The sequence below is a fragment of the Psychrobacter sp. van23A genome, from assembly GCF_030845275.1.
In the GTDB taxonomy this organism is placed as follows: Bacteria; Pseudomonadota; Gammaproteobacteria; order Pseudomonadales; family Moraxellaceae; genus Psychrobacter; species Psychrobacter faecalis.
Genome location: NZ_CP132595.1, coordinates 2,153,564 through 2,180,047, shown reverse-complemented (window position 1 = coordinate 2,180,047; position 26,484 = coordinate 2,153,564). Strand labels below are relative to the sequence as shown.

Here is a 26,484-nt window from a genome sequence, read left to right as displayed (position 1 = left end):
CCATTTTAATGCCTTTAGCTTAAAGCAGCTTACGCAGATAAAATAACTCTAAAAATGGTTAACGTAAATTGAGTTCAGGAACGCTTTGACCGCGTTTACTATAAAACTCATGCACAAACTCATCAAATTTATCTTGTTCAATCGCGTCTCTGATACCTTGCATCAAACGCTGATAGTAACGCAAGTTATGAATGGTCGCCAGTTGCGCCCCTAGCATCTCTTTACATTTATTCAGATGTGATAAATAAGCACGACTAAAGTTTTGGCAGGTATAGCAGTCGCATTCAGGGTCTAATGGCCCTTCATCAGTACGATACTGGCTATTACGTATGCGTATAATGCCGGCGTTCTCAGCGTCACCGGTGACAAAGTAATGACCATTACGGGCGTTGCGAGTTGGCATCACGCAATCGAACATATCGACGCCGCGGCGTACCCCTTCAACAAGGTCTTCAGGCTTACCAACGCCCATCAAATAGCGCGGCTTATCAGCCGGCATATCATCAGCGATATAATCTAAAACCTCTATCATCTCTTCTTTTGGTTCGCCAACCGACAAACCGCCGATGGCATAACCATCAAAGCCAATCTCAAGCAGACCTTCGAGCGATTGCTGACGCAAATCGGCATACATACTGCCTTGGATAATGCCAAATAAAGCATTGGTACTGCCAAGCTTCTTATGTTCATTGACACAGCGCTGGCCCCAGCGTAGTGACAACTCTAAAGATTTTTTGGCTTCTTCATGAGTGGCAGGATAGGGCGTGCACTCATCGAACTGCATCACGATGTCTGAGTTTAAGCTATATTGAATTTGCATCGATTTTTCTGGCGATAAAAATACTTTTGCGCCATCGATAGGCGATTTAAAAGTCACGCCTTCTTCGGTGATTTTACGCATGGCCCCAAGACTGAATACTTGGAAACCACCCGAATCGGTGAGAATAGGCTTATCCCAATGCATAAATTTATGCAGACCACCAAATTTATCAATGATATCAGTGCCCGGACGCAGCCATAAATGGAAAGTATTGCCCAAGATAATATCAGCGCCAATCGCTTCGATATCACGTGGCAGCATGCCTTTTACGGTACCATAAGTACCCACTGGCATAAAAGCAGGCGTTTGCACATCGCCATGATTGAGATGAACCGTACCACGGCGTGCGCGCGTGATACCGCTGGCCGTTTTGTGTAAGACAAATTGCATAAGATAACCGCTATTTAAGCTATGAAAATGGCGCTAATTATAACATTGTTAAGCATTTTTTTGGACATGGATATTTAAGCGGCTGACAATTGGTTTAGAGAAGGAGAGCGTTTATAAAATAGCCTAAGCATGCTAACAATTAAACGGGACATTAATCGCTTATTAATTGGCATGCTATAACCAAAAAATACAGACATTCTTGCCAAGTCATTGCTAAATTAGAAGAGTAGCTACTATAAATCAAATAAATGTTAAGTGCTAAATGTATATAGCGGAGAGAGGATATGGATAAAGCAATTTATTTGTCATCGATTCGCTTGCTATTGAATAATGACTTATCAAATAAAGCCCTATTAAATGGACTGTTACTAACGAGCGCATTATTACTATCAGGAGCAGCTATGGCAACCGAAGAGCCAAAATATACTGTACTAAAACAGACTGAAGACTTTGAGCTGCGTCGTTACGATGAGCAGTTAATGGCACAGACTTGGGTAACGGGCGACCAAGATGCCGCCAGCCGTGCAGGATTTAAGATTCTAGCAGATTATATCTTTGGCAATAATAGCGCCGCAAATGGCAAGAGTCGTAAAATTAGTATGACTGCGCCAGTCAGCATTTAACAAACTAAAGACAAATGGCGCGTGCAATTTACCATGCCAAGCCGATATACGCTGCAAACGCTGCCAAAACCCAATAATCCGAATATCGAAATTGTAGAAGTTCCAGCGCAAACTTATGGCGTTATTAAATTTTCAGGATTGGCGGGTACTGAAAAGGTCGCGGCAAAAACTAAAGAGCTACAATCTTGGATGCAAGGGCAAAATTTAACCATCACAGGTAAGCCTGAGCTGGCGCGTTATAATCCACCTTGGACGCTGCCATTTATGCGCCGCAATGAAATAATGATTGCTTATCAGCCTAAATGATTCATTATTAAAAAAATAACGCCAAAAATGATGCTAAAAAAAGACAGCAAGCGCTGTCTTTTTTATTGGCGATTAAATAAGATTAGCTGTTTTGCTCACGGATGATATTCAGCATACGGCGTAATGGCTCTGCTGCGCCCCATAATAGCTGGTCGCCGACAGTGAACGCACCCAAATATTCAGGGCCCATATTGAGCTTGCGTAGGCGTCCTAGCGCCACTGTTAAAGTGCCAGTTACTGCTACCGGTGTTAAGCGATTTATAGCAGCTTCTTTGGTATCTTCAACCACATCTAACCACTGATTATCGCTATTTTTCAATGCCGCTTCGATTTCTTCTAGCGGGATGTCTTTTTTAAGTTTAATCGTTAAGCCTTGAGCGTGACAACGCATGGCGCCAACGCGGACACACATACCGTCAATGGCAATTTTATCGGCTTCAGAATTGCCAAGGATTTTATTGGTTTCAACGCCACCTTTCCATTCTTCGCGCGATTGTTTGTTTTCTAACTGCGAATCGATATAAGGAATCAAACTGCCTGCTAGTGGTACGCCAAAGTATTGCTTTGGAAAGTCGTCTGAGCGCTGTGTCTGAGCGATTTTTTTATCGATCTCAAGGATGGCGCTGGCAGGGTCGGCAAGCTCGTCTTTGACTGCTTCATGGAGTACGCCCATACCTTCGATTAGCTCGCGCATGTTGTTGGCGCCAGAGCCACTCGCTGCTTGATAAGTCATGGCGCTGACCCATTCAACCCAGCCTTTATTAAACAGCTCCCCGATTGCCATCAGCATCAGTGACACGGTACAGTTACCACCGATGAAGTCTTTTTTGCCATTTGCCAGTGCCTTATCAATCACATTGCGGTTAACAGGATCAAGAATGATGATGCTGTCATCTTCCATACGTAAAGTACTTGCCGCGTCAATCCAGTAGCCAGTCCAACCGCTATCACGTAGGGGCTGATGTACCTTTGAGGTATAATCGCCGCCTTGGCAGGTGATAATTACGTCACAGGCAGCAAGTGCTTCAATATCATGAGCATCTTTTAGTTTGCTGGTCTTGATACCGTCAAAGCTTGGGGCGTCGCCGCCAGCGTTACTGGTCGAAAAAAACACTGGTGTGATACCATCGAAGTCTTTTTCTTGACGCATACGCTCTATCAATACTGACCCGACCATACCGCGCCAGCCTACCAAGCCTACTGTTAAATTACTCATAAAACTCAATCCTTTTCACCATAAGTTGTTGCACTGCCAACCGATAACAATGCCGTGAATAGCAGCAAAAAGCAAGGTTTTTTAGAGAATATACCGCATTTTTCAGATATGACTTATTCACTTTTCTACTTATCAATGCTACTACCCATAAAGCCTGCTATTTATTAAGCTTGCTGATTGTTTATCGTGTCAACTTCTCTTAAATTCAAGCCCCTCTAAATAAGGCTTAAATTGTAATTTTTTATAGCCGCTAACGTCTAATGAATGTTCAATAGTAGGCGCAGGCGTGATGAGGTGCTAAAGTAAGCAGGCTATTTATCTTGTGACAAAGGTTTAGAGTTTAGCCGCTCAATCATTTTTAGCTTAAATAATTTTAGCCCAAACAATTATTATATAAAGAATATTCACTATTATTGGCTTTGCCATTCATTTAATAAACGGTCGACACACATTATGGATCTCTCCCTCTTATATTATGGCGCTCAGTGGTTGGCAGGATTCATCGCCTTTGTCACTATTTGGGGCTTGTTGCCTCTTGATAATTGGTGGGTGCGAGGTGTTGAGTTTCCCCGTATTCAAATCATGTTCCTCGGGTTCGCCGCTTGGCTTGGCATGGTTATATTTTGGTCGGACTGGCAGCTTGGTCAGTGGCTGTTATTTATCGTTTTAAGTAGCGCGCTCGCCTTTCAATTGCGTATGGTGTTGCCCTATACCATACTTTGGAAAAAAGAAGTGCTCACTGCCAAGGATATGCCAAATGGACATGCGCACCAGCTTAAAATCATGGTTTCAAACGTATTGACACCCAATGATGAGACCCAAAAACTGGTTGAACTGGTAAAAGATAAGCGCCCCGATATTTTAATTACTTTAGAGACTGATAAAAAATGGGAGAAAGCCCTTAATCAAATAGAAGCAAATTATCCTTATACTGTCAAAGTGCCTTTGGATAATCTATACGGTATGCATCTGTATTCTAAGCTTGAGCTCATAGACCCTGAAGTTAAGTATTTGATGATTGATGATATTCCATCTATCCATACGCAGCTACGTTTGCAGGGTGGACAAGTGATTTGGCTCTATTGTTTGCACCCGATGCCGCCCAGTCCGACAGAGGCAGATAAGTCTACGACCCGCGATGCTGAGCTGCTGATGGTTGGAAAACATATCAAAGAAAATAAGCAAACGGCGATATTGGCAGGAGATTTAAACGATGTCGCTTGGTCAAAGACTACCCGCCGCTTTCAACGTATCTCAGGCTTGCTAGATCCTCGTATCGGGCGCCATTTTATCAATACCTTTCATGTTAAATATCCGTTTTTACGTTGGGCGTTAGATCATATTTTCCATAGTGCCTGCTTCACCTTAGTCGATATTCAGCGCATGCCGTCTATCGGCTCCGACCATTTTCCGGTGCTGACAACGCTACAATACGAGCCCGAAAAAGTCAGCACCCAAGAAACTAATGCGCCAATTGAGAAGGCAGAAGATGTCAAAGAGGCAAAAAATACCATTGAAGCGGGTAAGGAAGAGGGCTGTAAAGTATCAAAAGAACATGCAGAGGCTGAAAAGGAAAGTGATTGCTAAAAAGGTTTTATCATCTGTATAAAACCCTCGCCACAAACAATGGCGACGTAAGCAAATGCTTACGCTAAATAAGGTCTTTAGCCTCTAGTCGTTCCGCGTCAATTCACCTAGAATACAACCATCAACACAAGGATACGTAAGGATGCAGTGTTGAGGCAGTAACAATAAAAGCACAGGTCAGCCCGCTGTCTTATAGGTTACTGTTTATGACTTAGGACGAGTCAACACGGAAGAGATAATAACAACAATATGAAACGCCATAGCCCTGAACCCAACGCCCTAGGTTCGGGGCTTTTCTTTGTGCATTATTTTTATTTGAAAAATATTTTCGACCGTTAATAAAAGCGTTAATAAAAGCGTTAATGAATGTATAGTTAAAATATCCTAAAAACGCGACGGTATTGCTGATATCAATTTTTTGTAGCCTCTGTCTGCGCAGGCACAGCTAGCAAGAAAAATTGATATCAGCAGTGCGTGATGTATTGTTATTACTTTTCACTCACTATAGAGCTCTGAGCTAAAGCTTATCCCATCATTTATGGAGTTTTTAATAAATGACCTAAATTAAAAAAGGGTACATGCATTAGCATATACTACCCTTCTTTTATAAAATTTTTTCGATATTATTAAATACTAATTAGCCGAGTATCTGAATATAAGCGCCGGCTTGTAGTTCTTGTAGCCAGTCTTCTTTGGCTTGCGGAGCAAGGCGCTGATATAGCGCTTGACGTGCCATATTGCGACGGTATTCATCGCTGACATCTTGCTCGCGTTTGCCTTCAACTTTTAGAATGTGCCAGCCAAATTGCGTTTTGAATGGTGCAGAGTAATCACCGACGGCGGTATTCTTCATCATTGTTTCAAACGGACCAATCATTTGCTCTTCACCAACCCAATCCAAATCGCCACCGCGTCCTGCTGAACCGGGATCATCTGAATAAGTTGAAGCTAGGCTCGCAAAGTCGGCTCCTTTACGTAATTGCTCGTAGAGGTCATTGATTTTTTGCTCAGCCAAAGCATCGGTTTGTAGCTCATCGACTTTGACTAAAATGTGACGCGTATGCCACTGCGGCACTAGCATGGTATCACTGGATTTTTTATCAGCCAGTTTGATGATATCAATACCTTCTGGGGTCACTAACGGCGCACTGACGGCGCCAACTTCAAGTTTGGTGATTTCGCTAGCAAGCTCGGTTGGTAGTGCAGCCGCTTTATGAAAGCCCATATCGCCGCCTTGCAACTGAATAGGGTAGCTGCCTTGACTTGCGGCAATGGCTTCTGTGACATCGACATTTGGCGCTTGCAGTCGTGTGCGTAGACGCTGCGCGACTTTTAATGCTTCTTCACGCTGGGCGTCCGACAGACGGCTGTAATCGTCCATATAGGGGATACGTACGTGAATGGTTTGATATTCGCTTTGACTCAAACGCTTGGCTTCAGGAGAGGCCAAAAAGGCATCGATATCTTGTTCGCTGATGCGCACGCGGCTTGCGATTTGGCGCTGCTGCAAGGCTTGAATCGCGGCATCTTCAATCAATTGCGCGCGTAGGGTAGCATAACTGCCTGGTTTTGCGGCGTCCAAACGTTGTTGCAACTCGCCAAGGCTGCTGAGTCCTTCTGCTTGGGCGATTTGAGCCAGCCGCTGATTGATGGCAGCTTCATCAGGATTGAGACCAACTCGTTTGACCATTGAGAGTTGTAATTCACGCATGATGAGGGCGTTTAACACTTCAGACTGCAGCTGGGCTGAATTGGCAATCGGTTCACCAGCCGCCTGCGCCCTTGCTTGGGTTTGCGCCATGGCAGCGATGAGATCACTTTTTAAGATAGCGTTTTCATTGACCAAGGCAATGATACCGTCCGTACTATTGGCAGGCGTCAAACGTGCGGCGCTATTTTTCTGAGTGCCAGCATCAACGTTTGCAGCTGAAGTTTTTGCAGGCTTAACGGTGGCTGCTTGCGCACTTAGGCTCAGAGCAATAGCGCCCGTCATACCCATAGAAAGCAATACAACTCGGCTTGTCTGACGTAAAGAAAAAAATCTCATGATGCTCCTCATCAATGTCATTGCATCGGATGGTAATCGGTTAAGCCATAGCCGTTACTCTTCATTTAAGTAGCGGCTAAGGCTGTTTATAATAGGGTGTAAACACTGCTATATGCTGTTATAGCACAAAAGTTACTTGATACATAAACCATCAATCATACGTGAGTCTAAGGATATAGACGACGTTTTATTCATCTTTCCATGCGCTTTGAACCGGCTCAAAGCCCAACACTTTATCAGAAAGTAAGCGTGTTAAGCGGCTGCTACCGCTACCAAGACCGTTGAGTCTGATTTCTGCCATAATCGCTTGTGTTGGTTTGTCTTTGATATTCAAATCATTATAGTAACGACGACCATAAACTGCAAAACCAAAACAGCAATCCTCATAATCAACACCGATTAACGAGTCGAGCATTTTATCACGATTATAATCGTATTGACCTTGCGCCAATACGCGCCAGTTATTATTAATTGGGAAAACCGCTGATGCGGTAAACGCCGATAAAGGTAACTGGTCGGTGTTTTCATCGCGCATACGCTTCACAAAGCCGACGTTAAATAAACTGTTGTCAGATGGCTGATAACGCAGCTCAGTGGTGATATAGTTTAAATCATAGCTATGAGTAAGCGCGCCGCTTACATCGACCCAGACGTTATTATAAGGCTGGGTACTGGTATCCCAAACCAATCCTGAGGAAGAATTCGTCAGCACGGGTTTTTGGTCTTCAAGGGTCACGCGCCCATCATCGATATAAAACTGCTCTGCGATACTACCATCAAAACGTGTCACACCCGTTGCATCGATGTAACGATAATTAATACCGGGTGTAAAGGCATGCAAATCTTGCAAGCGGTCATGACCTAAAAACCAGCTGTCCGAAAACAGTTGCTCGTAGTTGATAGAGGCAATACGGGTATTAAAGTTAGGAATATCGTTTTGGTCTTTATAGGGCGAGTAGGTATATTTTAAGCGCGGACTGAGCAAGCGATAACCGCCTAAAGTATCGTCAAAGGCGCCAAAGGGTGAGCCCGCTTGAGAAAAGTGCAGGCCAGCATCGACACTGACTTGAGGCACAAATACCGATTGGTTGCCGTCATCTTTGCTCAAATCATTGTCCGCCAAGCTGTCTTCATCATAAGAAGTATATAAATGCTGTAAGCTAAGTTTAGGTTTGATATAGCCCCAAGATTTTTCCATCGGATAAACGGCGCTTAATTTATTATAAAAACGCGTGCCACTTTTTTCATTTTCAGAGCCATCATCGATGGATTTTTTAAAATAAGCCGAGTCACTTACGCCTGTGATATCAAAGCTTTTTGCCCATGGTAGACGATAGTCAAGTTTAAGCTGTGGCAAGCGCGAGTACGGCTTGTCTTTATCTTGTAATGGCTGTCCATTATTGTTAAATGCATCGAGCGTTTGGAAAGTCTCGACTTTTAATTCACCATTGACATAATCGTTATAATAATTCACCCGCGCACGGCGTGGTAGGTTTAAGGTATTGTCTGACAAACCCAAGGTATCGAAGTCATTGAGATAATCGGCATCTGACACATAGCTATATTTTGCGTCGCCACTTAAGCGTGGAATACTGGTAGATGACCAGTAATGATCGTAAAAAAAGCTGCTGCGATCTTCGCCGTCATATTTTTTATCGTTGGGCAAATAAGAGCCGTTAAAAATCCCTTCGCCGTACTCCTCAGTTAGATAACGAAACTCACCGGAGAGCATGGGGTTACGGTTGGTATAAACGCGAGTATTAAGGGTGGCGTCGTAGTATGGCGCTAAATTAAAATAATAAGGTACGTCAACTTCAAGTCCGCTTTCACTACCGACACTCGCGCTCGGTAATAAAAAGCCGCTGCTGCGTCTATTGTCTATAGGGAAATTAAAATAGGGTAAATAAAATACCGGTACATCAGCAATTTTAAACGTTGTGTTGTAAGCTTCGCCGCGGCCTGTTTCGGTATCTAAATCGATGCTTTTAGCATCAAACTGCCATTTACGGTTGGTCGGCGGGCAGGTGCTAAACATCACCTCATCAAGCTCATACTGCGTCTCGTTAGGGCGGTTTAAGCGCTTGGCATAGCCGTGTGCTTGCAGCTCTACGCTAGCAAAAGCCACGTCCTTAGCTGTTGATTGTCCAGTTTCGGTATTGTAGTTTAAGCTGTCGGCGACACCGATAAGACCGCCAGTGGAGGCTTTTTCAGTGAGGCTAGACTTAGCGTTTTGACCATTGATATTTTGTCCGTTGCTGTTTTGAAAACGGTTAGCTTCGGCCAAGCCAGCAGCGTTTTTGTTTTGTCCAGTCGCTTGGTCGGTAAACATCACTTTACCCTGTGCGGCTGCGACATTGTTGTTCAAATCGAGTACGATTTTTTCCGCTTCGATATGCTGCGTTCCTTGGTCAACGATGACATTACCAGAAAGCTCGGCGTAGTCGACATTGTCGTAATAGCCATAATCCGACTCTGCAAACAGTGGCGCTTGATTATTAGGAATGCCGTTTAAGTTGGGCGCTGGCTGGCCGTTAGGTGCGCCCGTTTCATTGATCGCACGTTGGTAATTAGGATTTTTTTTAGGATAAACCCATTGACCTTCACAGCGCTGGGCGCTATCGACGCTATTTGGTAGCAGTTTTAAGTCGTTGCCTACAGGTTCAATGGTTTGCGCGGCAAAAGAGTTTTGAATATCGCTGTTATTGCTATCTGCTACGTCATCATTGCTATTATTATGTAACGTAGCGGGATCTGTATCAGGCGTTAATTCATAAAATTCTGCTAAACGTATCAGGCTGTCTTGAATACTTTCGTCATTGACATCAATGCTGCGCTTATTGGATTTGGCTGTGCTGCTGTTATTAACGGGCGCAGTGGTATTGTTTGTTTTAGTAGCGTTGTTGACGGCATTATTATTAACATCAATCCTGTCACTGCTGTCATTAATTGCCGTGATATTTACGTTGTCACTGGTAAATACGTCATCATTGTTGAAAACAGGCGCAGTTGTTAATTGACTGTTTAACGCTTTATTATTAGCATCAGCAGTGCCACTTTGGGTTTGATTGCCCTTTTCAGTAGAGAGGGTATACAAGGTGGCGTCACTACTATTTTCAGTGATTAGTGGCTCAGTCGTCTGTGCATCAACATTGTTATCGACAGGATTAAGAGCCGCACTGACCGTCAAGCTGGTTAAGCCCAAGGCGCCAAATAAAATCAAACGGATGCTTTGGTAAAGCGGAGAATATAACAAGGGCACACCTATGATTGTAGAGCCTATTGGATTGCGATCGTTAAATGACAGGCTATATTTTAACGTTATTTAAAGGCGAATAAACCTATCATTAAGACGATAATCTCGAAAATCGGAACGTTTTACATATAATGACGACTAATCATAGTCAAAAAAAACCAAATCAGCTACACTATTTACCAAAATTTATACGATAGCGGATGATACAGACCTTTTTACGGCTACATAGCCAGTAGATTTTGTCTGCTTAAAGCGGCTGCACTGTTTAGGCGCACGCTCATTATTTTAACAACTATTTGCCCTACATATCACTTATTTATGACTGATATTTAATTTGCGATACTTTTTATGACGGATAAAACCATGACAGTACCTAACGTAACCGCTACGCGCCAGCAGCAGTTAGAGCAATGGTTGCAAGACGTGTTTGCCAACCAAAAATTTATTCTTGATAGTCTGCCGGGTGATGCCAGCGCGCGCCAATATCACCGTATCCAGTTACTTGATAATGATGCTGTCGAAACTGAGCGCTATATTGTCATGGATTCGGCTGACGAACAAGACGCGTTGCAGCAGTTTATTAATGTCGCAAAACTGATGGCGCCAGCAATCAATGTTCCGACGCTCGTCGCTCAAGACGTGGCAAAAGGCTTTTTGATATTGCAAGATTTTGGTACGGTAGAATTTGCTCATCTGCTGGTCGATGCGCCAGCCGCTCAGGTGAATGATTACTATCAATTAGCGCTGCGCACTTTGGTTGCCTTACAAGTGGTGCCAGTGGCGACCGCAAAGACGGATCATCAATTACCAGATTATGATACTGCCCTACTAAACCGTGAGATGAATTTGTTTAGCGAATGGTTTATTCCTTATATTGGTATAGAGCTTGAGCAAACGCTTTGGGAAAATCTTAAATCGGCTTTAATCGCTGAGATTTTGGTGCAGCCGCAGGTCATCGTCCATCGTGATTATCACAGTCGCAACCTTATGCAAGACCAAGCAGATCATACGCGCTTGGGCGTGATTGATTTTCAAGATGCGGTGATAGGCGCGTATAGCTATGATTTGGTATCATTGGTACGCGATGCTTATGTAGAATGGCCAGAGACTCAGGTATCAAGCTGGATACAGGACTGCTGGCAATTGCAAAAACAGGCAGGGCTGGTAACGGCTGATAATGCAGCGCAGTTTGAAAATGATGTCAATGTCATGGGCGTACAACGGCATTTAAAAGTGCTGGGTATTTTTATCCGCCTGTTTGAGCGTGATGGCAAAAGCCGCTATTTGGCCGATATTCCAAAAGTCATGCGTGACCTGATTTTTGAGCTAGAATGGCTGGCAGAACACGGTAATTCCGATATGCAGCAAGCGGTTACTCCTTTTAATGAATGGCTGCGAGAGTCTATCTTGCCTGCTTATCAACATAAATTTGTACAACAGTATATTTAAACAGCATGAGCAAAATAAAAGCGATGACAGTATTCATCGCTTTTACTTTGTTTAAAACAGTCGATAATGAATAATAGGCAATCATACAGCCAACAACAAGGAGCGTGTATGTCGGTAATAACGCAAGCGATGATTTTGGCGGCTGGCAAAGGTACGCGCCTGCGTCCGCTCACACTCGAGACGCCAAAGCCTTTGGTGGAAGTAGGCGGGCAGCCGCTTATTGTCTGGCATATCAAGGCGCTACAAGCCGCTGGCATTACTGATATCACTATCAATGCTTCATGGCTTGCAGACAAGCTGATGCAGACGTTGGGTGATGGCGCAGAGTATGGCGTGACGCTGCATTGGTCGATTGAGGGCGATGAGCCGCTTGAGACTGCTGGTGGGATTTTTAACGCGCTGCAAAACCATAAGCTGCGCGATGAGCCTTTTATCTTAGTCAACTCTGATATTTGGACGACCTATGATTTTGCGCCGTTGCGAGATTACCCGTTAGGCGCTGACCAACGAGCGCACTTATTATTGATTGATAATCCTGAGCATAATAATGGCGGCGACTTTGCTATCAATAATGGACTGGCAAGCGAGCAGCCGATTGCTGATGCAGACAAATATACCTTTGCAGGTATCAGTGTCATCTCACCAAGACTGGTAGATGGGCTGGTAACAGGACAACCGGCAGCCCTTGCTCCCTTGTTAAAACAAGCAATGCTAAAGTTCCAAATTACCGCTGAGGTGATTAAAGACAATTGGATAGACGTCGGTACGCCCGAGCGCTTAACACAAATTAATGACTATATAGAAAATCACAGTGTCGATAATCATCGCGGTGCATAAACGGTTTTACGACAGTTAAAGTTAAAACAAAAAAGCAGCGCTGAATATTTACTATTCAGCGCTGCTTTTTTATGGCGCTAGGTTTTGATAAAGAGATTTTATACACCCATTGCCAATTTTATTAATTGGGCAATGGTAAAAACAACCAAAAAACCCGCCAAGTATAAGCCTATAAACCAAGCCCATTGCGATTGTTTTTTACTGAGTTTTTTCATCACTATCTCCAAACTGCCTTTTAACTCCAAGCTATTTTCTAACTTCAAACTACCTTTCTAATCTAAGCCATTTTCTAATAATCAGTCATCACATATTCATGAGCGGATTAAGCTAAGCGCGGCTACTATCCCTACTAGATAGATAATAGCCGCTGCTTATTTAATACATGTGCTCGTGGTCGGTTTTACCTTTAAAAGTATAATACGCGAAAGCCGTGTAGCTTAAGATAATAGGTAACATAATACCGGCACCGATGAGCATAAAGGAGAGCGAAGTATCAGCCGCTGCCGCCTCATAAATGGTCATTTGATAAGGTACGATATACGGGAATATTGCCATACAAACGCCGATATAACCCATCAAAAATAATGCAACGGTCAATAAAAATGGACGATACTCGCGCTCAGTAGTTAAATCTTTACGCATAAAGAAGAATAAGAGCAAGACGATAATTGGCATCGGCGCTAGATACAACAGCCCTGGTAAACTAAACCAGCCTTCAAGCGCTTCGATATCTGAAAAATACATAAATATCGTCACCGCAATCATTGCGATGATTAAGGCGGTGAGCAGCCAACCTGATACTTTGCGTGCCCAGACTTGCAGCGTATGTTCGGTTTTGATAATCAGCCATGTAGAACCCAGTAGCGCATAACCAATCAATAGCGCAAAACCGCACATGATAGAGAAAGGCGAGAACCAATCAAAAGGGCCGCCTGTATACAGGCGATTGCTGGCCTCTAAGCCTTGGACTAGCGCCCCAAGCATAATACCTTGGGCAAACGTCGCAACGACAGAACCGATAAAAAAGAAACCGTCCCAAACGTAGCGATGGGCGGTGGCTTTAAAACGGAACTCAAACGCCACGCCGCGCATAATTAAGCCAAACAGCATAAAGATAACCGGCAGATAAAGACCGCTCATAATGATGCCGTAAGCGACAGGGAAAGCTGCGAATAAACCACCGCCGCCCAGTACCAGCCAAGTCTCGTTACCATCCCAAAAAGGCGCGATAGAGTTCATCATGCGGCTACGGTTTTTATCAGAGCCTGCAAACGGAAATAAGATGCCGCAGCCCAAATCAAAACCATCTAGTAAGACGTAGATAAAGACTGATAGCGCAATCAAGCCACCCCAGATTAAGGGTAAATCTAATACATCACCATAGTTAAACATTAGCGTAACCCTCCATCATCGACGTCGTCAGCAGGTTTATCCAAACCTTCTTCAGGCCCTTTGGTTTTATCAGCAGCGCGTTTATCACCGCTTAGCGTGCGACCTTGGGCTTCGGTGACAGAGTGATCATAGAAATGATCATCCGAAGGGTCCTCGTACGGTTTGGGTCCTTGTGCGATGAGGCGCAAAATATAAAAGCTGCCCGCGCCAAACACAAAGGCATATAGCACAATAAAGCCAATCAAGGTTGTCGCCACTTGCTGCGCTGCGATAGGTGACATACTCTCAGCAGTACGAATAACCCCATATATCGTATAAGGTTGACGACCTGTTTCGGTCACAAACCAGCCGGCAAGTAACGCTATAAAGCCAAGCGGCGTCATCATCATCCACGCACGGTGGAAGAGCTTACTCTCAGGATCGAACTGCTGCTTTTTAAAGTACTTATAAAGACTAAATAAACCGATGAGCACCATTAACATACCAATACCAACCATGATACGAAATGCCCAAAATACAATCATAACGGGCGGCTGATCTTCTGGTGCCCAATTTTTAAGACCTTTGACCTCACCATCTAGTGAATGGGTGAGAATCAAACCGGAGACATAAGGAATGCTAAGCTCATAGTTATTGGTTTGGTTCTTTTGGTCCGGTATGGCAAATAGCCGCAATGCCGCACCGCGCTCATCTTCCCAAATCCCTTCCATCGCCGCGACTTTAGCTGGCTGATGCTCAAGAGTGTTTAAGCCATGCTCATCACCGATGAGAACCTGCGCTGGCGCCACAAATATCGCCATAATCATCGCCATGCCGAGCATGACTCGACCATGCTGCCGATGCTCAACGTGCTTTTTGGACTGTAAATAATAAGCGCCAATACCGCCAACCACAAAGGCGGTGGTTAAAAAGGCTGCCGTCATCATATGGGCATAGCGATAAGGAAACGAAGGATTAAAGATAATTTCAATCCAGTTGGTGGGGTATAACAGACCATCAGCGCCCAGCATAAAACCTTGCGGCGTTTGCATAAAGCTGTTGGCGGCCAAAATCCAAAATCCTGAAATCATCGTACCGATGGCAACAATGGCGGTAGAGGCAAAATGCATGCGTTTGCTCACCCGTCCCCAACCAAAGAGCATAATCCCTAAGAAGGACGCTTCTAAGAAAAACGCCGTTAAGACTTCAAACGCCAATAATGGGCCTAAGATATTACCAGCTCTGTCGGAGAACACGGCCCAGTTGGTTCCGAACTGATAGGACATGACCACACCCGATACCACACCCAGTCCAAATACCACAGCGAAAATCTTAACCCAATGTTTGTATACTTCAACATAAATAGGCTCGCCAGTTCTTAGCCAGCGAAATTCAAGCACGGTCAACCAGCTGGCAAGACCGATAGAAAAAGCGGGGAAGATAATATGCCAGGAAATAACGAAGGCAAACTGAATGCGCGCGAGCATCAACGCATCCATTTGATCAATCATAAATGTAGCGAACATAAACGGTTACCCTTATCTGTTAGCTGAATAGCGTTGGCTTCCATGATACGCGCAAGTAACTGTCCGTAACCGTCCATCATTCAGGGCGCTTATTATTACGGGCAATCGCTAAGTATTAGTTAGCGGCAAATGTAATTAAGATAAAAATTTAACTAAAATAGCGTTCATTACCCTTATGTTTTATTCATTACCGTATGGTAAGACTAAAAAATTTTAGGGCTGACTATTTAGCCAAAGTAAATAATTTATATCCTTATAAACTATTAAATATTCATCAAACGATCGTTTTATTCATATTAAACATTTTAGTATTATGCGCTTCACCTTACGCACACGCAAGTTGCACAAGTGTGCTATCACACACCTATGCGTTCATAAACCACTTACAATATTAGCCAATAATCTTTGAAATAATAGTCATTGTTTAACTATTGTTATCAATAGATACCAAACAGCAATATAAAAAAACAAATTTTAATAATAAGAATTCAAAGCTTTTTATATAGGTGAAATTTAGTTTGTATCTTGCTGCTGTAATTGTTGATGCAAAATACGGCGTAAGGTCAAAATGGTTTGCGGGTTTTCTTGGATGCTATGACCGCCGTTAATAACCGTCTCTGACGCTGCACCATCGAGGTGAGCGCTGGTGTAGGGCACGATACCATCTGACAGCTGCTCGGTGAGTGCTTGCCCAATCTCGCCATCGACTGTCACGGCGGCGACCAGGGGTTGACCTGGTAACTCATCACTATCCGTTAACAGCGCATTGCTGTCATCAACGTCGATAACGTCCTCTGCATGGTCATTTTCTGTTATCTCTTCGGACAAGTCGAGCTTTGCTCCAGCAGGCTGCATTTCTGCCAAACCTCGGGTGATATCGGCATCGTTATTGGCGATGATTGAATGATAGGTGATACGGTCGTTGATACGGATATCTTTGGTTAATTGAATAAAAGACGATTTGTCACTCAATTGACTGGCGCCGTTTTGTAAATATAGCGCGCCGAGCGGGTTCTGGGCCAAATCGCCTTGGATGGCCAAGGCTGCTAAGTTATCGGTCACCGTTTTTACCAAACCAACGGGCAGATACACGATGCGGCGTAGCGCGCGCGTGAACCAGCGGTCGGCATAATCGGTACCGCGAAACGGCGACGATAAAAATACCGCCGTATCTACTTGTGGTAAAGTTTTAAGCTCAAAACGCTCTTTTAGCTGCTCTTTGCCCGCAGACTGCTTGATCGCCTCACGTATTTGACGTTTCTCATTCATCGACAGCGCATTTTGGTCGTCAAGTCGGTCCAAATCATCGAGCAAATTTTCGTCAGACAACATCATACGCGCAATGATACCGCCCATACTATGACTGATAATGACGCTGTTTTTGCTGGCGATATTTTGCCCCGTAGGGTCGGTTTTCTCATAAGTGGTATTGATGAGCTTTTGGATTTGATAACGATTTTCCAAAATAGGCAAGTTGGTTGGATAAAAAATCTGCCAAACTTGATAGTTATTGCGCAGTTTGTCGTCATTAAAAATATCGTTGGTTAAATTGACCCATGTCGCTGGGCTTGAGGCCAAACCGTGCAGCATAATGATGACGCGCTTATCAGCATCATAAGGTTCGAGCATAAAGAGCTTGGGTAAACTGGTTTCTTTTTTACGGGTAATCAGGTTTAGATAACCGACGCCATCAAGCTGGTTTTCTGCCAACCATAAGCCGTAACCTGCTGAAAAGTTTGCCGCCAGTGGATAATCGTCACCTAAGATATTGGCGCTCTCGCTGCGGTAAGGGTTGTATAAATGAATATCAAGCTGTTTGCTGCTCAGGGTATCAAGCACGCTATTGCCCGTCGGCTTAATCAGCCCGGTCATCAGTAAATGTCCGGTCGGATAAATACGCGTACTGGCATCATCACTGTCCAAGCTATCCTTTGAGCGCTCTTTCGAGCTTTCGTTTATATCGCTGGCTGTTCGACGTGGGCTTTCTTGATGCAGTCTGCCCGTCCTATCTGCTAACGACGAGATTAATAATTGACGAATGGTAGTGGTATAGCGGTCGTCCAATGAAGCTACCAAGCTGATACCCAGACCTGGGCGCTTACTAATAGAGTTTAGTCCAGAGAGGCGTAGCTCATAGGTCGAGACCAAATCGGTTAGGGCAGCGGTTTGTTGATTGGCATTTTTGAGGTAGTTATTTTCGTTGGGCAAATAGACATTGAGATTGTAGTCGTCTATGTGCATTTTCATGACTTTAATTTGGTCAGTTGGTTGTCCCTTGACGGCCGTAAGATTGGCAATTACTGCTTGCTCGCTGCTAGTGGCAGTACTTGCGGACGTCGGTAGGTATTCTACCTTGGTATTACCCATCATTTTACCGCCACCATCAGCCGTTTGATAGAGCTGGGTAATCACATCGTTACTAGCGGCGTTATAGATGTCTTGGGTTTGGATATCCATCTCACTTGGAATACGACTTTGCGTGTGTGAGTGTCTGGTTTCTTTATCCGCACCTTCAAAATCATGCTCTAAGCTGTCATAAAATAAGTACGTATAACTGGTTTTAATGGCATCAAATAAACGTTCTTGATAGCCAATCAAGCAGCTATCGGTTCTTTTTTGCTGCGCCTTGGCATCAGTGTCGCTTAAAGGCGCGTTGGCATAATAAGGGTCAAGTGGCGGGCGGGCGAGGGCATTGCGGCAGTCTTTAGATTCGCCAAGCTGGCGCGCTTTAGCGTAGTGTAATTCAGCAAATACTGCCAAAGCTGGGCGGTAATGTTCATTTAGCATGCTGTCGGTAAGCTGCGTTAGGCAGAGGTTAAACTGCTGCATACACGCTTGCTCATTAAGCCCGGCTGACAATAGGACTGAGGCGGTATCGCTACTCAGTTTGTTATCGGTGACAATATTGCCGCGCTGGGCGGCGATGGTCTTTGCTGAGGGCTGTTTATTGACGGAGACGGTGCTACAGGCAGGCAATATTGCCATGGCGGCGACCACTGCGAGTAGAGCAAAAGGCGTCTTGTTTTTATGCTTATACTTATACTTATACTTATGCTCTAGCGACGGCATATCGTTGGCAGGGTCAGCAAATATCATAGGTCATTCCAATAATAAGTATCAGCAACGCATCATAAATAAGTGATAAATGTCACATTTATATAGCAGCATGAGTGTAACGTAAGTCGAGCTATTCGACTATTGTATTTGTTATCTTATAGTCAGCTATCTTATATTCATATAGCATGAAATACTATCGAAAATATGGATAGGCAATGCTTACCAAAGCCCACTTAGATATTTCTAAATTAAGCACAAAAAAGCGCGCTCACATTATTAATCATAATTGTAGCGCGCTTTTTTACAGCTCTTTAGAAAACAGTGTGAGCTATCATTTTACCAAATAGCTAACACTTTACGTTTCCATCACAAAGAATTAAGTGCTTGGTTTGATATTAATATCTGGGGCAGGGATATCCCAAATATAGAATTTACCATCCTCGATGAGCTTGATTTGTTGACGAATAATAGCGTTGTCAGGGTTTTGTTGCGCCAAGCGGCGTAAACGCTCTAGTGCCTTATCACGGCGATCACTTAACAAGTCAGATTGCGCAAGACTCTGCTCAGCTTCGGTATAACCAAGATCGACTGCTTGATCAAGGTATTTTTGACCTTCTTTAAAACCGCCACCTTCTGAGAGCATCATGCCATAGATAAAGTTGGCCTCGCCGCTATTCGGTTTAAGTTTGATGGCGCGATCGATATATTGTCCGCCACGTACCGTGTATTCTGAGCCTAAATCTAAGTTACGTCCCATGCCATTGAGTTTAGCGGCGCGAACTAAGACATCGTACGAGGCATTTGGCGCTTTAGCGTACGGCTCAATCCATTCAGTCAAGACTTTGATTTTTTCGCGGGCGTTGTGGCGCTGGGTGCGGTTCGGGAAGTTTGGTGGATAATGGCGCGCATTTGGTGAGACTTCTTTGATAAAGTCATCGAGTAAGCTGACGTCCAGTTTATCGGTGCCAAGTCCTTGCTGCTGCGGTATGAGCACGGTAGGGACAAAGCTGATATCTGAAATACTCACTTGCGGGGCTGGGATGTTTGGCAGCTGACCACTGCGTAAATCAATCCCCGTCGCAGTGATAGGACCACGCTCATAAACGCGCGTCGTACCGGTCAACTCGGACGTGTCTGGTGTTGGTAAGGCTGGTGGCTGGGCAGCATTTTGCGCCGTATTTAAAGGCGCACGGTTTGGTTGGACAATAGCCTGCTGGACATTGCCTTGTTGCGTATTAGGGGCTTGATTATTAGCTGATTGCGCTATGTTAGTTGGTTGGACGGCATTCTGCTCAACATTGTTTTGAGCGCCAGTCTTAACTCCAACATTGGCTTGAGCATCAGTTGGCGCCGTGCTAATCGTTGCATTTGGCTTGGCTAGGCGAATGATACGTTTACTAGAATCGATAGCGCTAGGTACTGCTGTGCTGCTCGTAGCGGGCGCTGCGGCGGTATTCGCTTCTTCAGCTGCATTTGCCGGCGCTGATAGCAGCATGGCACAAGCGGCAGCGAGTGCTGTTAGGGTCGCAAGCCTAGGCGCTTTACTAGAGTGGGGCGCTTTACTAGAGTGCGATGCTTTATTAGAAATAGGCGTTTGGCTGATGGCTTTCATAAAAATAATTACCTTTTAATCGTTGTCGTTGACCAGTTATTGTAGTTACTGACTTGTTATCTCTTCATCCATTGATTGATCGTTAGGTTTTGGCATTCCGTAAAATCGTACAAATTTTTCATACCCTAGCAAATTAATCTGACTGCTAACAGTAGTAGGATTGTTAAAAGCACAGAATAATGCCGTCTGTAGCCACTAAAAAAGGATGCAGATTAGTAGCGCCTGCGTATTATAGATGATAAACGCTTATAAATGATAAGCAGTGGCTTTCATGCGATTGGCCATCCAGCGCATCGTGTGGCGCACCAGTGGTGACAATGCCGCGCCGCCATTTGCCAGCGCCAACTCGCGGTGATGTAATTCTTCAATATCCATTTGCGCCAGTATTTCTCTTGAGCGTTGATCTTGCGGTGGCAATTGACCGATATGGTCTTGCAAATGCTCACTAACTTGCGCTTCGGTTTCGGCGACAAAGCCCAAGCTAAACTCGTTAGAAATCGCCCCTGCTACCGCGCCAAGCCCAAATGACATGCTGTACCATAAAGGCGTAAAAATACTAGGATGGCTACCAAGCTCATCTAATCGTACCTCGCACCACACCAAGTGATCGACTTCTTCTTCAGCCGACTGTTGCATGGCTTGCTTGACGTCATCGTTTTTTGCGGCAAACGCTTGCCCGTGATACAGCCCTTGGGCGCAGACTTCGCCCGTATGATTGATACGCATCAAGCCTGCGACATGACGGGCTTCGTTGATACTTAGCTCAGGAATCTCATCACTGCTAACAGGCAGCGGGCGAGTGCTAGGATTTGAATGCGGTACAACCGCTCGCAATGCTTTATCTACGCCAAGTAATAGCTGGTCAATTTTTGATAAGGAACGCTGCGCCATGATTCACTCCTGATGGCTGTATGAATTATAAATAGAACTTATGATGAATAGGTTTAAGCTATTTAATAGGCCACTAAACCTATCAGACAACACTTATCGAACCACTATAACAAACAATAGACAATCTCGGCAGCGAAATTATTGGCTTGCTGATTCATATTGCGTTTGGCGCTAGTCGTATCGATTCTGCTCGTCATCATGGGTTTGGATAACGGCCTGTTTGACATGTTTATTAAGCTTAAGATATAAAAATATACCAAAAATAATATTTAATATACCGGTGACTAAAAACAGTTGCGGCAAATTTAGACCCAGCGCATTTAATACCACAATCGAGAAAATCGCCGAACACACCATAAAAATGGCATTAAAGATATTATTGGCACCGACGATACGCGCGCGATGGCTTTTTGGCGCATAAGCCTGCATAGAGGCGTATAAAGGCACGATATATAAACCGCCGCTAAAGCCCAAAAAGAACAAGTCGGCAAACACGCGCCAGCTACCGCTCATATCCCATAAATCACTGATACCAAATAGGGTAGCCGAGCTGACATTGAGTTTGAGCCCTGACAAAGAAAAATATAAATCAATAGCAAAAATGCTCAAACCTGCAATACCAAAAGGCAGTAAGCGCAGACTGACTTGGTTTTTGGTCAAGGATTTGCACAGTAGCGAGCCAATCGACACCCCAACTGAAAATAGCGTCAATAGAAAAATAACCACGGACTCATCGCCATGCAAAATGACTTTGCTAAATTCTGGCGTTTGGGTCAAAAACGTCGCGCCATAAAACCAAAACCAGCTATTACCAAGAATGACAAAGAATAAAAAAGGCAACGAGTATAAATAACGCACCGTCGCCATACTGGTGGTAAAGATATTCCAATTAATCTTCAAATCAGGCTGCATCGCTGACATGGTAGGAATAAAACGGGCGGCAAAATAGCCTATCGCCGCAACAAAAAGCACCGTCACACTTATCCAAAATAGCGGCTGGGTAATTTGGGTCAATACCCCAGCGATAATCATACCAAGCAAAATGGCAAGCGAGGTGCCCATTTGAAACAGACCATTGGCACCGACCAGCTCATTTTTCCTCATCGCTTGCGGCAAGTACGCATACTTAATCGGCCCAAAAAACGTCGACTGCGTGCCCATCAAAAACAGCGCCACAAATAACAGCGCGTACCATTCAAAGACAAAGCCAACAGCAGCGATAATCATAATGCCTATCTCAAGCAATTTGATTAAGCGCGTCAGTTTTGATTTTTCAAACTTATCAGCAATTTGCCCTGCCAATGCCGAAAATAAAAAGTACGGCAAAATAAACAACATCGCCGCCAAGTTATTTAAAATACTGACTTCCATACCCAATTGGCTGGCAGCAGTATAGGTTAGCACCAGTATCAGCGCTTGCTTAAAAATATTGTCATTAAAAGCACCCAAAAATTGGGTAAAAAACATGGCATTAAACCGGCGATGCTTAAAGAGTTGAAACTGATTGGCCATGAAAATTCCTACAGGTGGGGCGCGGCTAATAAAGGAGAAAACAAACTTTTACGCAGTGATTGGCAGATAAACAATTATCAATACTATCAAAAACTTATCGAAATATAGCATAGGTTTTATCTATGTTACGCCGTATAATAGCAAGGCTTTGGTAAAAATACATGCGCACAGTGCTATGATTTGAGAATTAACTAAGTTATGATTTGTAAATTTTAGCCGTCCAAACCTTTAATGTCAGCGAACTGTTCTACGTTTATTCACCGGTAAGACGAGGCGATTGCCATCGACCGTCACTTGTGCCGCGTGAGGTGATAGGAAATCAATATGAAACACCAGCCTTCAACTCTAGCGCGCCACTCATCGGGGATACCGCATGCTGCTGCGTCAAATGCGCCGCTGTGTTCGGCTAAATTTGCTCATCCTACCCATATAAATCCTATGGATAACCCTCGTGTTTATTTTACGCGTACGGCACTATTTCGGGCATTGACCACCACTTTGGTTGGTTTTGGGGTCAGTGTTGCTATCGCGCCTAGTGCTTTTGCCGCCACTGATTCAAATAATAATACGGCCAATAATGCAAGCAGCAGCCAACTTATCAAAAATAGTGGCAATGATGCGACCACTGCACAGCCGCAACGACAATCGCAGCTACCAACGCCAAAACCGCCTTCCAATTCTTCGGCTCAGTCCTCGTCTAAACGAGCACTTTCTAAAGATGCTTATGAAGACAGCCAGCTTGATATTGCTTTGGACGCCTTACGTCTAAAAAAAGCCGTTGAAGAAGGTATTATCGATCAATCGGTATTGGATGATTATAGCGAGCAGAACTTAGGTATTAAAAATCCTAACAAAAACGCCACCACGCAAGCAAATACCACGGATAAGTCCCAGTTATCAAATAATGATATCGATAGTATTAATGACTTTGCTAGTGCTATCGGTAATGGCATAGATAGTCTAGGCAACAACCAAGCATTTGACAGCAATGAAAACTTAGAGCAGCAAGTTAATAGCGTGCAGCAACAAGGCTATCAGATGATGACGCCTGACGAGATTGATCGCGAGCTGGCGGCGATGGATAAGCAAAACGCTCAAGATATCGGCAATATCACTCAAAGTAATGCCGTTAATAATATCGATGGCATGCGTTATGACGACAATGACTTTCAAGCTTTAGATGGCGCATTTGATGCGCCTGTTGCAAGGTTAGACGATAGCACGCCGCCAATTGGGCTCGATGTGAGTTTAGAGGCTACCAATTTACCAGCACCGAGCAATCTTGAAACCTTAGGCAGAAATGAGGCCGCTGCTAAGCAGGCAGAGACAGATAACGTGATGTCACGTCCTATGGACGTCAGCGACTCGGTTGCTAGTGGCACTGGCGATAGCACAACCAGTGTGGACATAGATAATGGTATAGCAAATGCCCAGTCGGACAGCATCAATCCTGATGATTATTTGCCTAACTATGAAAACGATGTCAATGCGGTAAAAGAAAGTATCGAACAAGCGGCAAAACCCAAACCGATAGCACGTAATAAAAAAGGCAATATTGTTAAGCGCCTTTATAATCGCTTTTTTAAAGGTGGCGTCGTCACCCTACCGCATGTTGAGACGACGATTTATTTGCAACAAGCCGCAGCAGATAATTTAAACGATAATAGCAAAAACAACGCTCAAAACAGCACGAGAAACACGAGGCCAACATTAACCAAAGCTGACGATGATATTCAGCCCTTTAAGAATATCAAAGCCGCTATTGATGACACTACCGTGCAGTCTGTGGTTGATTTCACTGCTGCGCTGCCGCGTCTACGCCAGAGCGCCTTAGATGCTGCCAAAGCCGTTGGCTACTATGATGTAACCCTACGTTTGCGTCAGCCAACTACCGATACCATTGATGTCATTATTGAAAAGTTGGGTGAGCCGGTACGCGTTGATAGCCGCATTGTTGACATTCGCGGCGAGGGCAGCGAGCAAGAAGAATTTGCCAAGTTAGAAGAAGATTTGCCGCCACAAGAGGGCGATATTTTTAATCACCGCGTTTATAAAGACAGTAAGGCGGCGCTTGAGACCCTCAGTGATACCTACGGTTATTTTGATCAATATTGGCTCAACAAATCGGTCGATATTATCTTGCCTGACAATACCGCCGATGTGTCGCTGGTTTACAATACGGGTGATCGTTACAAGTTTGATGAAGTGGTGTTTTTTACTTATGATCAAGAGTCGGGTACGCTAACCCGCGATCCTGAAAAGCTACCGGTTGAATTGTCGTTATTAAAGCAGCTGGTCGGCTTTGAAGAAGGCGAGCCATTTTATCGTCCGGCCGTGACCAAGTTTAGTAACGATTTATCGGCGACCCGCTATTTTAATACTGTCAACGTCGAGACGATTTTGCCGCCAGACGAGCGTACAGAAAGCAGTACTTTAGCCTTTGATAATACGCCTAATAGCAGTAGTACTGAGACTACCGATGGCGACTTCGATAGCAATAATATCGAGCAAGATGAGGCAGTCAAAGCCGAAAATGACGCTGAGCGTTACGCTATCAGCGGTGAGACGGTCAATCCAGCCGATATCGCTGCCATCGAGTTTGAAGCCGATGAAGAAACCTTGAGTAAACTGCAAGCCATTAGACAAAAAGCTGAACGTTTAAGCCGTTTGCCGGATGATCGCGTCTTGGATGAAAAAGACCAAAAAGCCACTAGTATTTTGGGTAAAATCAGCGACTCTATCAGTAATGTCGCACAAAAAATCTTCCCTGATGAAGAAAATATCCTTGCCGATGAAAACTTCGTCCCGCCAACGCTTGCTGGACGCAAAACCCCGCAGGACGTGTTAGAAAACAAAAAAGTACCGCTGTACGTCTTTGTTTCGGCAAACAAACCACGTGATGCCCAAGTCGGTCTCGGTTATGGTACTGATACTGGGGTGCGCGCCACTGCCAAGATAGATTATAATTTGATCAATCGTAAAGGCTATCAAGCAGGGGCGGAAACCGAAGTTTCGCGCATTACCAAAAATGTCGCCGTGTATGGCAGTCGACCATGGAAGCATCCGCTAAACGATAAGTTGGATGCCCGTTTGACCTACGAAGAAGAGGTTATCGATCAAGGCGAAGGTAATTTTGACTTATCTACCCGAACCTTAAAAGCAGCATTGGCGCGTAATATCCGCCGTGAAAACGGCTGGGATCGTAGCTACTCTCTGCGCTACCGTTTAGATGAGTTAGAAACTGGCGTCGATGAGGAAGAATTAGACAATCTGCCAGTACGTTTTACTTCCTCGAAACCGACGCAGCACGCCCTATTATTTGGTTATGGCATGAGCAAAACAGACGTCGATAATGCTGCCAATCCTACCCGCGGGTTCCGTCAGTATTATGCGCTTGAAGCAGGTTCAGAAAGTCTGCTAAGTGATACCGATATGGCAATTTTACGCGCGGGTGTGAGCGGTCTTTATAGCTTCGGGGCTGACGATAAACACCAAGTGCTGGGCAGTTTAAATACCGGTTATATCTGGGCAGATGATTTTTACGAAGTGCCTTATAAACTGCGCTTCTTTGCTGGCGGCGATCAAAGTATTCGCGGTTATGATTACGAAAGCCTATCACCGATTGAGAAAGGCTATCTTACCGGCGGACAAATCCTGGCAGTCGGCAGCGCGGAATATAACTATGAGTTTAAACCAGGTTTCCGCGGCGCAGTCTTTACCGATGTCGGTAATGCCTATGACAAAGATTTTGAAACTGACACCAAAGTTGGCGTCGGCGTCGGTATCCGCTGGGCGTCGCCGGTTGGTGTGGTACGTGTCGATGTTGCTGCTGGCGTGACGGAAGATAGCATCCCTGTTAGACTGCATCTGTTTATCGGGTCGCCTTTATAAATGGCTGCTATAAGTACGCCTAACACGAGTGCTTATAGCAGTCTTGATAAAAACCCAAAAACCGCCTTATTTTTCATTCTAGCGCTTGCTGGTAAT

15 protein-coding genes and 1 pseudogene are annotated in these 26,484 nt (G+C 44.5%); 5 read left to right on the top strand and 11 right to left on the bottom strand.

What is annotated here, in order from left to right; genetic code table 11:
- Positions 1-58 precede the first annotated feature (58 nt).
- The gene (gene tgt / locus RAH45_RS09200) at positions 59-1,210 is read right to left on the bottom strand and encodes a tRNA guanosine(34) transglycosylase Tgt (RefSeq protein WP_068404557.1); all 1,152 of its coding nucleotides are present in this window, start codon (positions 1,208-1,210) and stop codon (positions 59-61) included.
- 284 nt (positions 1,211-1,494) lie between these two features.
- Here tgt and RAH45_RS09195 point away from each other — a divergent pair.
- Positions 1,495-2,139: pseudogene (locus tag RAH45_RS09195) on the top strand (heme-binding protein).
- Between the two features lie 82 nt (positions 2,140-2,221).
- On the opposite strand, the gene asd reads toward RAH45_RS09195, so the two are convergent.
- A complete protein-coding gene (gene asd, locus RAH45_RS09190) occupies positions 2,222-3,355 on the bottom strand; it encodes an aspartate-semialdehyde dehydrogenase (RefSeq protein WP_068404555.1) in 1,134 nt (377 codons plus the stop codon).
- A gap of 453 nt (positions 3,356-3,808) precedes the next feature.
- Here asd and RAH45_RS09185 point away from each other — a divergent pair, with 453 nt between their 5' ends.
- Complete coding sequence (locus RAH45_RS09185) at positions 3,809-4,942, top strand: endonuclease/exonuclease/phosphatase family protein (protein ID WP_191689697.1); 1,134 nt, start codon at positions 3,809-3,811, stop codon at positions 4,940-4,942.
- Positions 4,943-5,579: 637 nt separating this feature from the next.
- Here the strand turns inward: RAH45_RS09185 and RAH45_RS09180 are convergent.
- Together RAH45_RS09180 and RAH45_RS09175 are read right to left on the bottom strand one after the other, a co-directional pair.
- The gene (locus tag RAH45_RS09180; protein WP_068404552.1) at positions 5,580-6,989 is read right to left on the bottom strand and encodes a peptidylprolyl isomerase; all 1,410 of its coding nucleotides are present in this window, start codon (positions 6,987-6,989) and stop codon (positions 5,580-5,582) included.
- A gap of 187 nt (positions 6,990-7,176) precedes the next feature.
- Entirely contained in the window at positions 7,177-10,242 is a 3,066-nt protein-coding gene (locus tag RAH45_RS09175; RefSeq protein WP_068404550.1) for an LPS-assembly protein LptD, read from the bottom strand.
- Between the two features lie 363 nt (positions 10,243-10,605).
- Between RAH45_RS09175 and RAH45_RS09170 the strand changes: the two genes are divergently transcribed.
- Both RAH45_RS09170 and murU read left to right on the top strand, forming a co-directional pair.
- A complete protein-coding gene (locus tag RAH45_RS09170; RefSeq protein ID WP_225211535.1) occupies positions 10,606-11,691 on the top strand; it encodes an aminoglycoside phosphotransferase family protein in 1,086 nt (361 codons plus the stop codon).
- Between the two features lie 108 nt (positions 11,692-11,799).
- Entirely contained in the window at positions 11,800-12,528 is a 729-nt protein-coding gene (gene murU, locus RAH45_RS09165; protein ID WP_102077208.1) for an N-acetylmuramate alpha-1-phosphate uridylyltransferase MurU, read from the top strand.
- A 98-nt stretch (positions 12,529-12,626) separates the two neighbouring features.
- Here the strand turns inward: murU and RAH45_RS09160 are convergent, their stop codons facing one another.
- From RAH45_RS09160 to RAH45_RS09130, 7 genes are all read right to left on the bottom strand, one after another.
- The gene (locus tag RAH45_RS09160; RefSeq protein WP_102077207.1) at positions 12,627-12,743 is read right to left on the bottom strand and encodes a DUF2474 domain-containing protein; all 117 of its coding nucleotides are present in this window, start codon (positions 12,741-12,743) and stop codon (positions 12,627-12,629) included.
- A gap of 160 nt (positions 12,744-12,903) precedes the next feature.
- Positions 12,904-13,920, bottom strand: coding sequence for a cytochrome d ubiquinol oxidase subunit II (cydB, locus tag RAH45_RS09155; RefSeq protein WP_102077206.1), 1,017 nt, complete (start codon positions 13,918-13,920; stop codon positions 12,904-12,906).
- Positions 13,920-15,425, bottom strand: a complete 1,506-nt coding sequence (locus RAH45_RS09150; protein WP_102077205.1) for a cytochrome ubiquinol oxidase subunit I — start codon at positions 15,423-15,425, stop codon at positions 13,920-13,922. Before RAH45_RS09150 ends, cydB begins: the two co-directional genes overlap by 1 nt.
- Positions 15,426-15,938: 513 nt before the next feature.
- Positions 15,939-18,521 carry an esterase/lipase family protein gene (locus tag RAH45_RS09145; protein ID WP_306495202.1) on the bottom strand — a complete coding sequence of 861 codons (2,583 nt, stop codon included), beginning with the start codon at positions 18,519-18,521 and terminating at the stop codon, positions 15,939-15,941.
- Between the two features lie 337 nt (positions 18,522-18,858).
- A complete protein-coding gene (locus RAH45_RS09140) occupies positions 18,859-20,094 on the bottom strand; it encodes a tetratricopeptide repeat protein (RefSeq protein ID WP_306495201.1) in 1,236 nt (411 codons plus the stop codon).
- 246 nt (positions 20,095-20,340) lie between these two features.
- Positions 20,341-20,985: a 2-polyprenyl-3-methyl-6-methoxy-1,4-benzoquinone monooxygenase gene (gene coq7 / locus RAH45_RS09135; protein WP_191689688.1), complete on the bottom strand. Its 645-nt coding sequence runs from the start codon at positions 20,983-20,985 to the stop codon at positions 20,341-20,343.
- A 171-nt stretch (positions 20,986-21,156) separates the two neighbouring features.
- Positions 21,157-22,497 carry an MFS transporter gene (locus RAH45_RS09130; protein WP_198328086.1) on the bottom strand — a complete coding sequence of 447 codons (1,341 nt, stop codon included), beginning with the start codon at positions 22,495-22,497 and terminating at the stop codon, positions 21,157-21,159.
- A gap of 324 nt (positions 22,498-22,821) precedes the next feature.
- Between RAH45_RS09130 and RAH45_RS09125 the strand changes: the two genes are divergently transcribed.
- Positions 22,822-26,388: an autotransporter assembly complex protein TamA gene (locus RAH45_RS09125; RefSeq protein WP_306495200.1), complete on the top strand. Its 3,567-nt coding sequence runs from the start codon at positions 22,822-22,824 to the stop codon at positions 26,386-26,388.
- Positions 26,389-26,484: the final 96 nt, after the last annotated feature.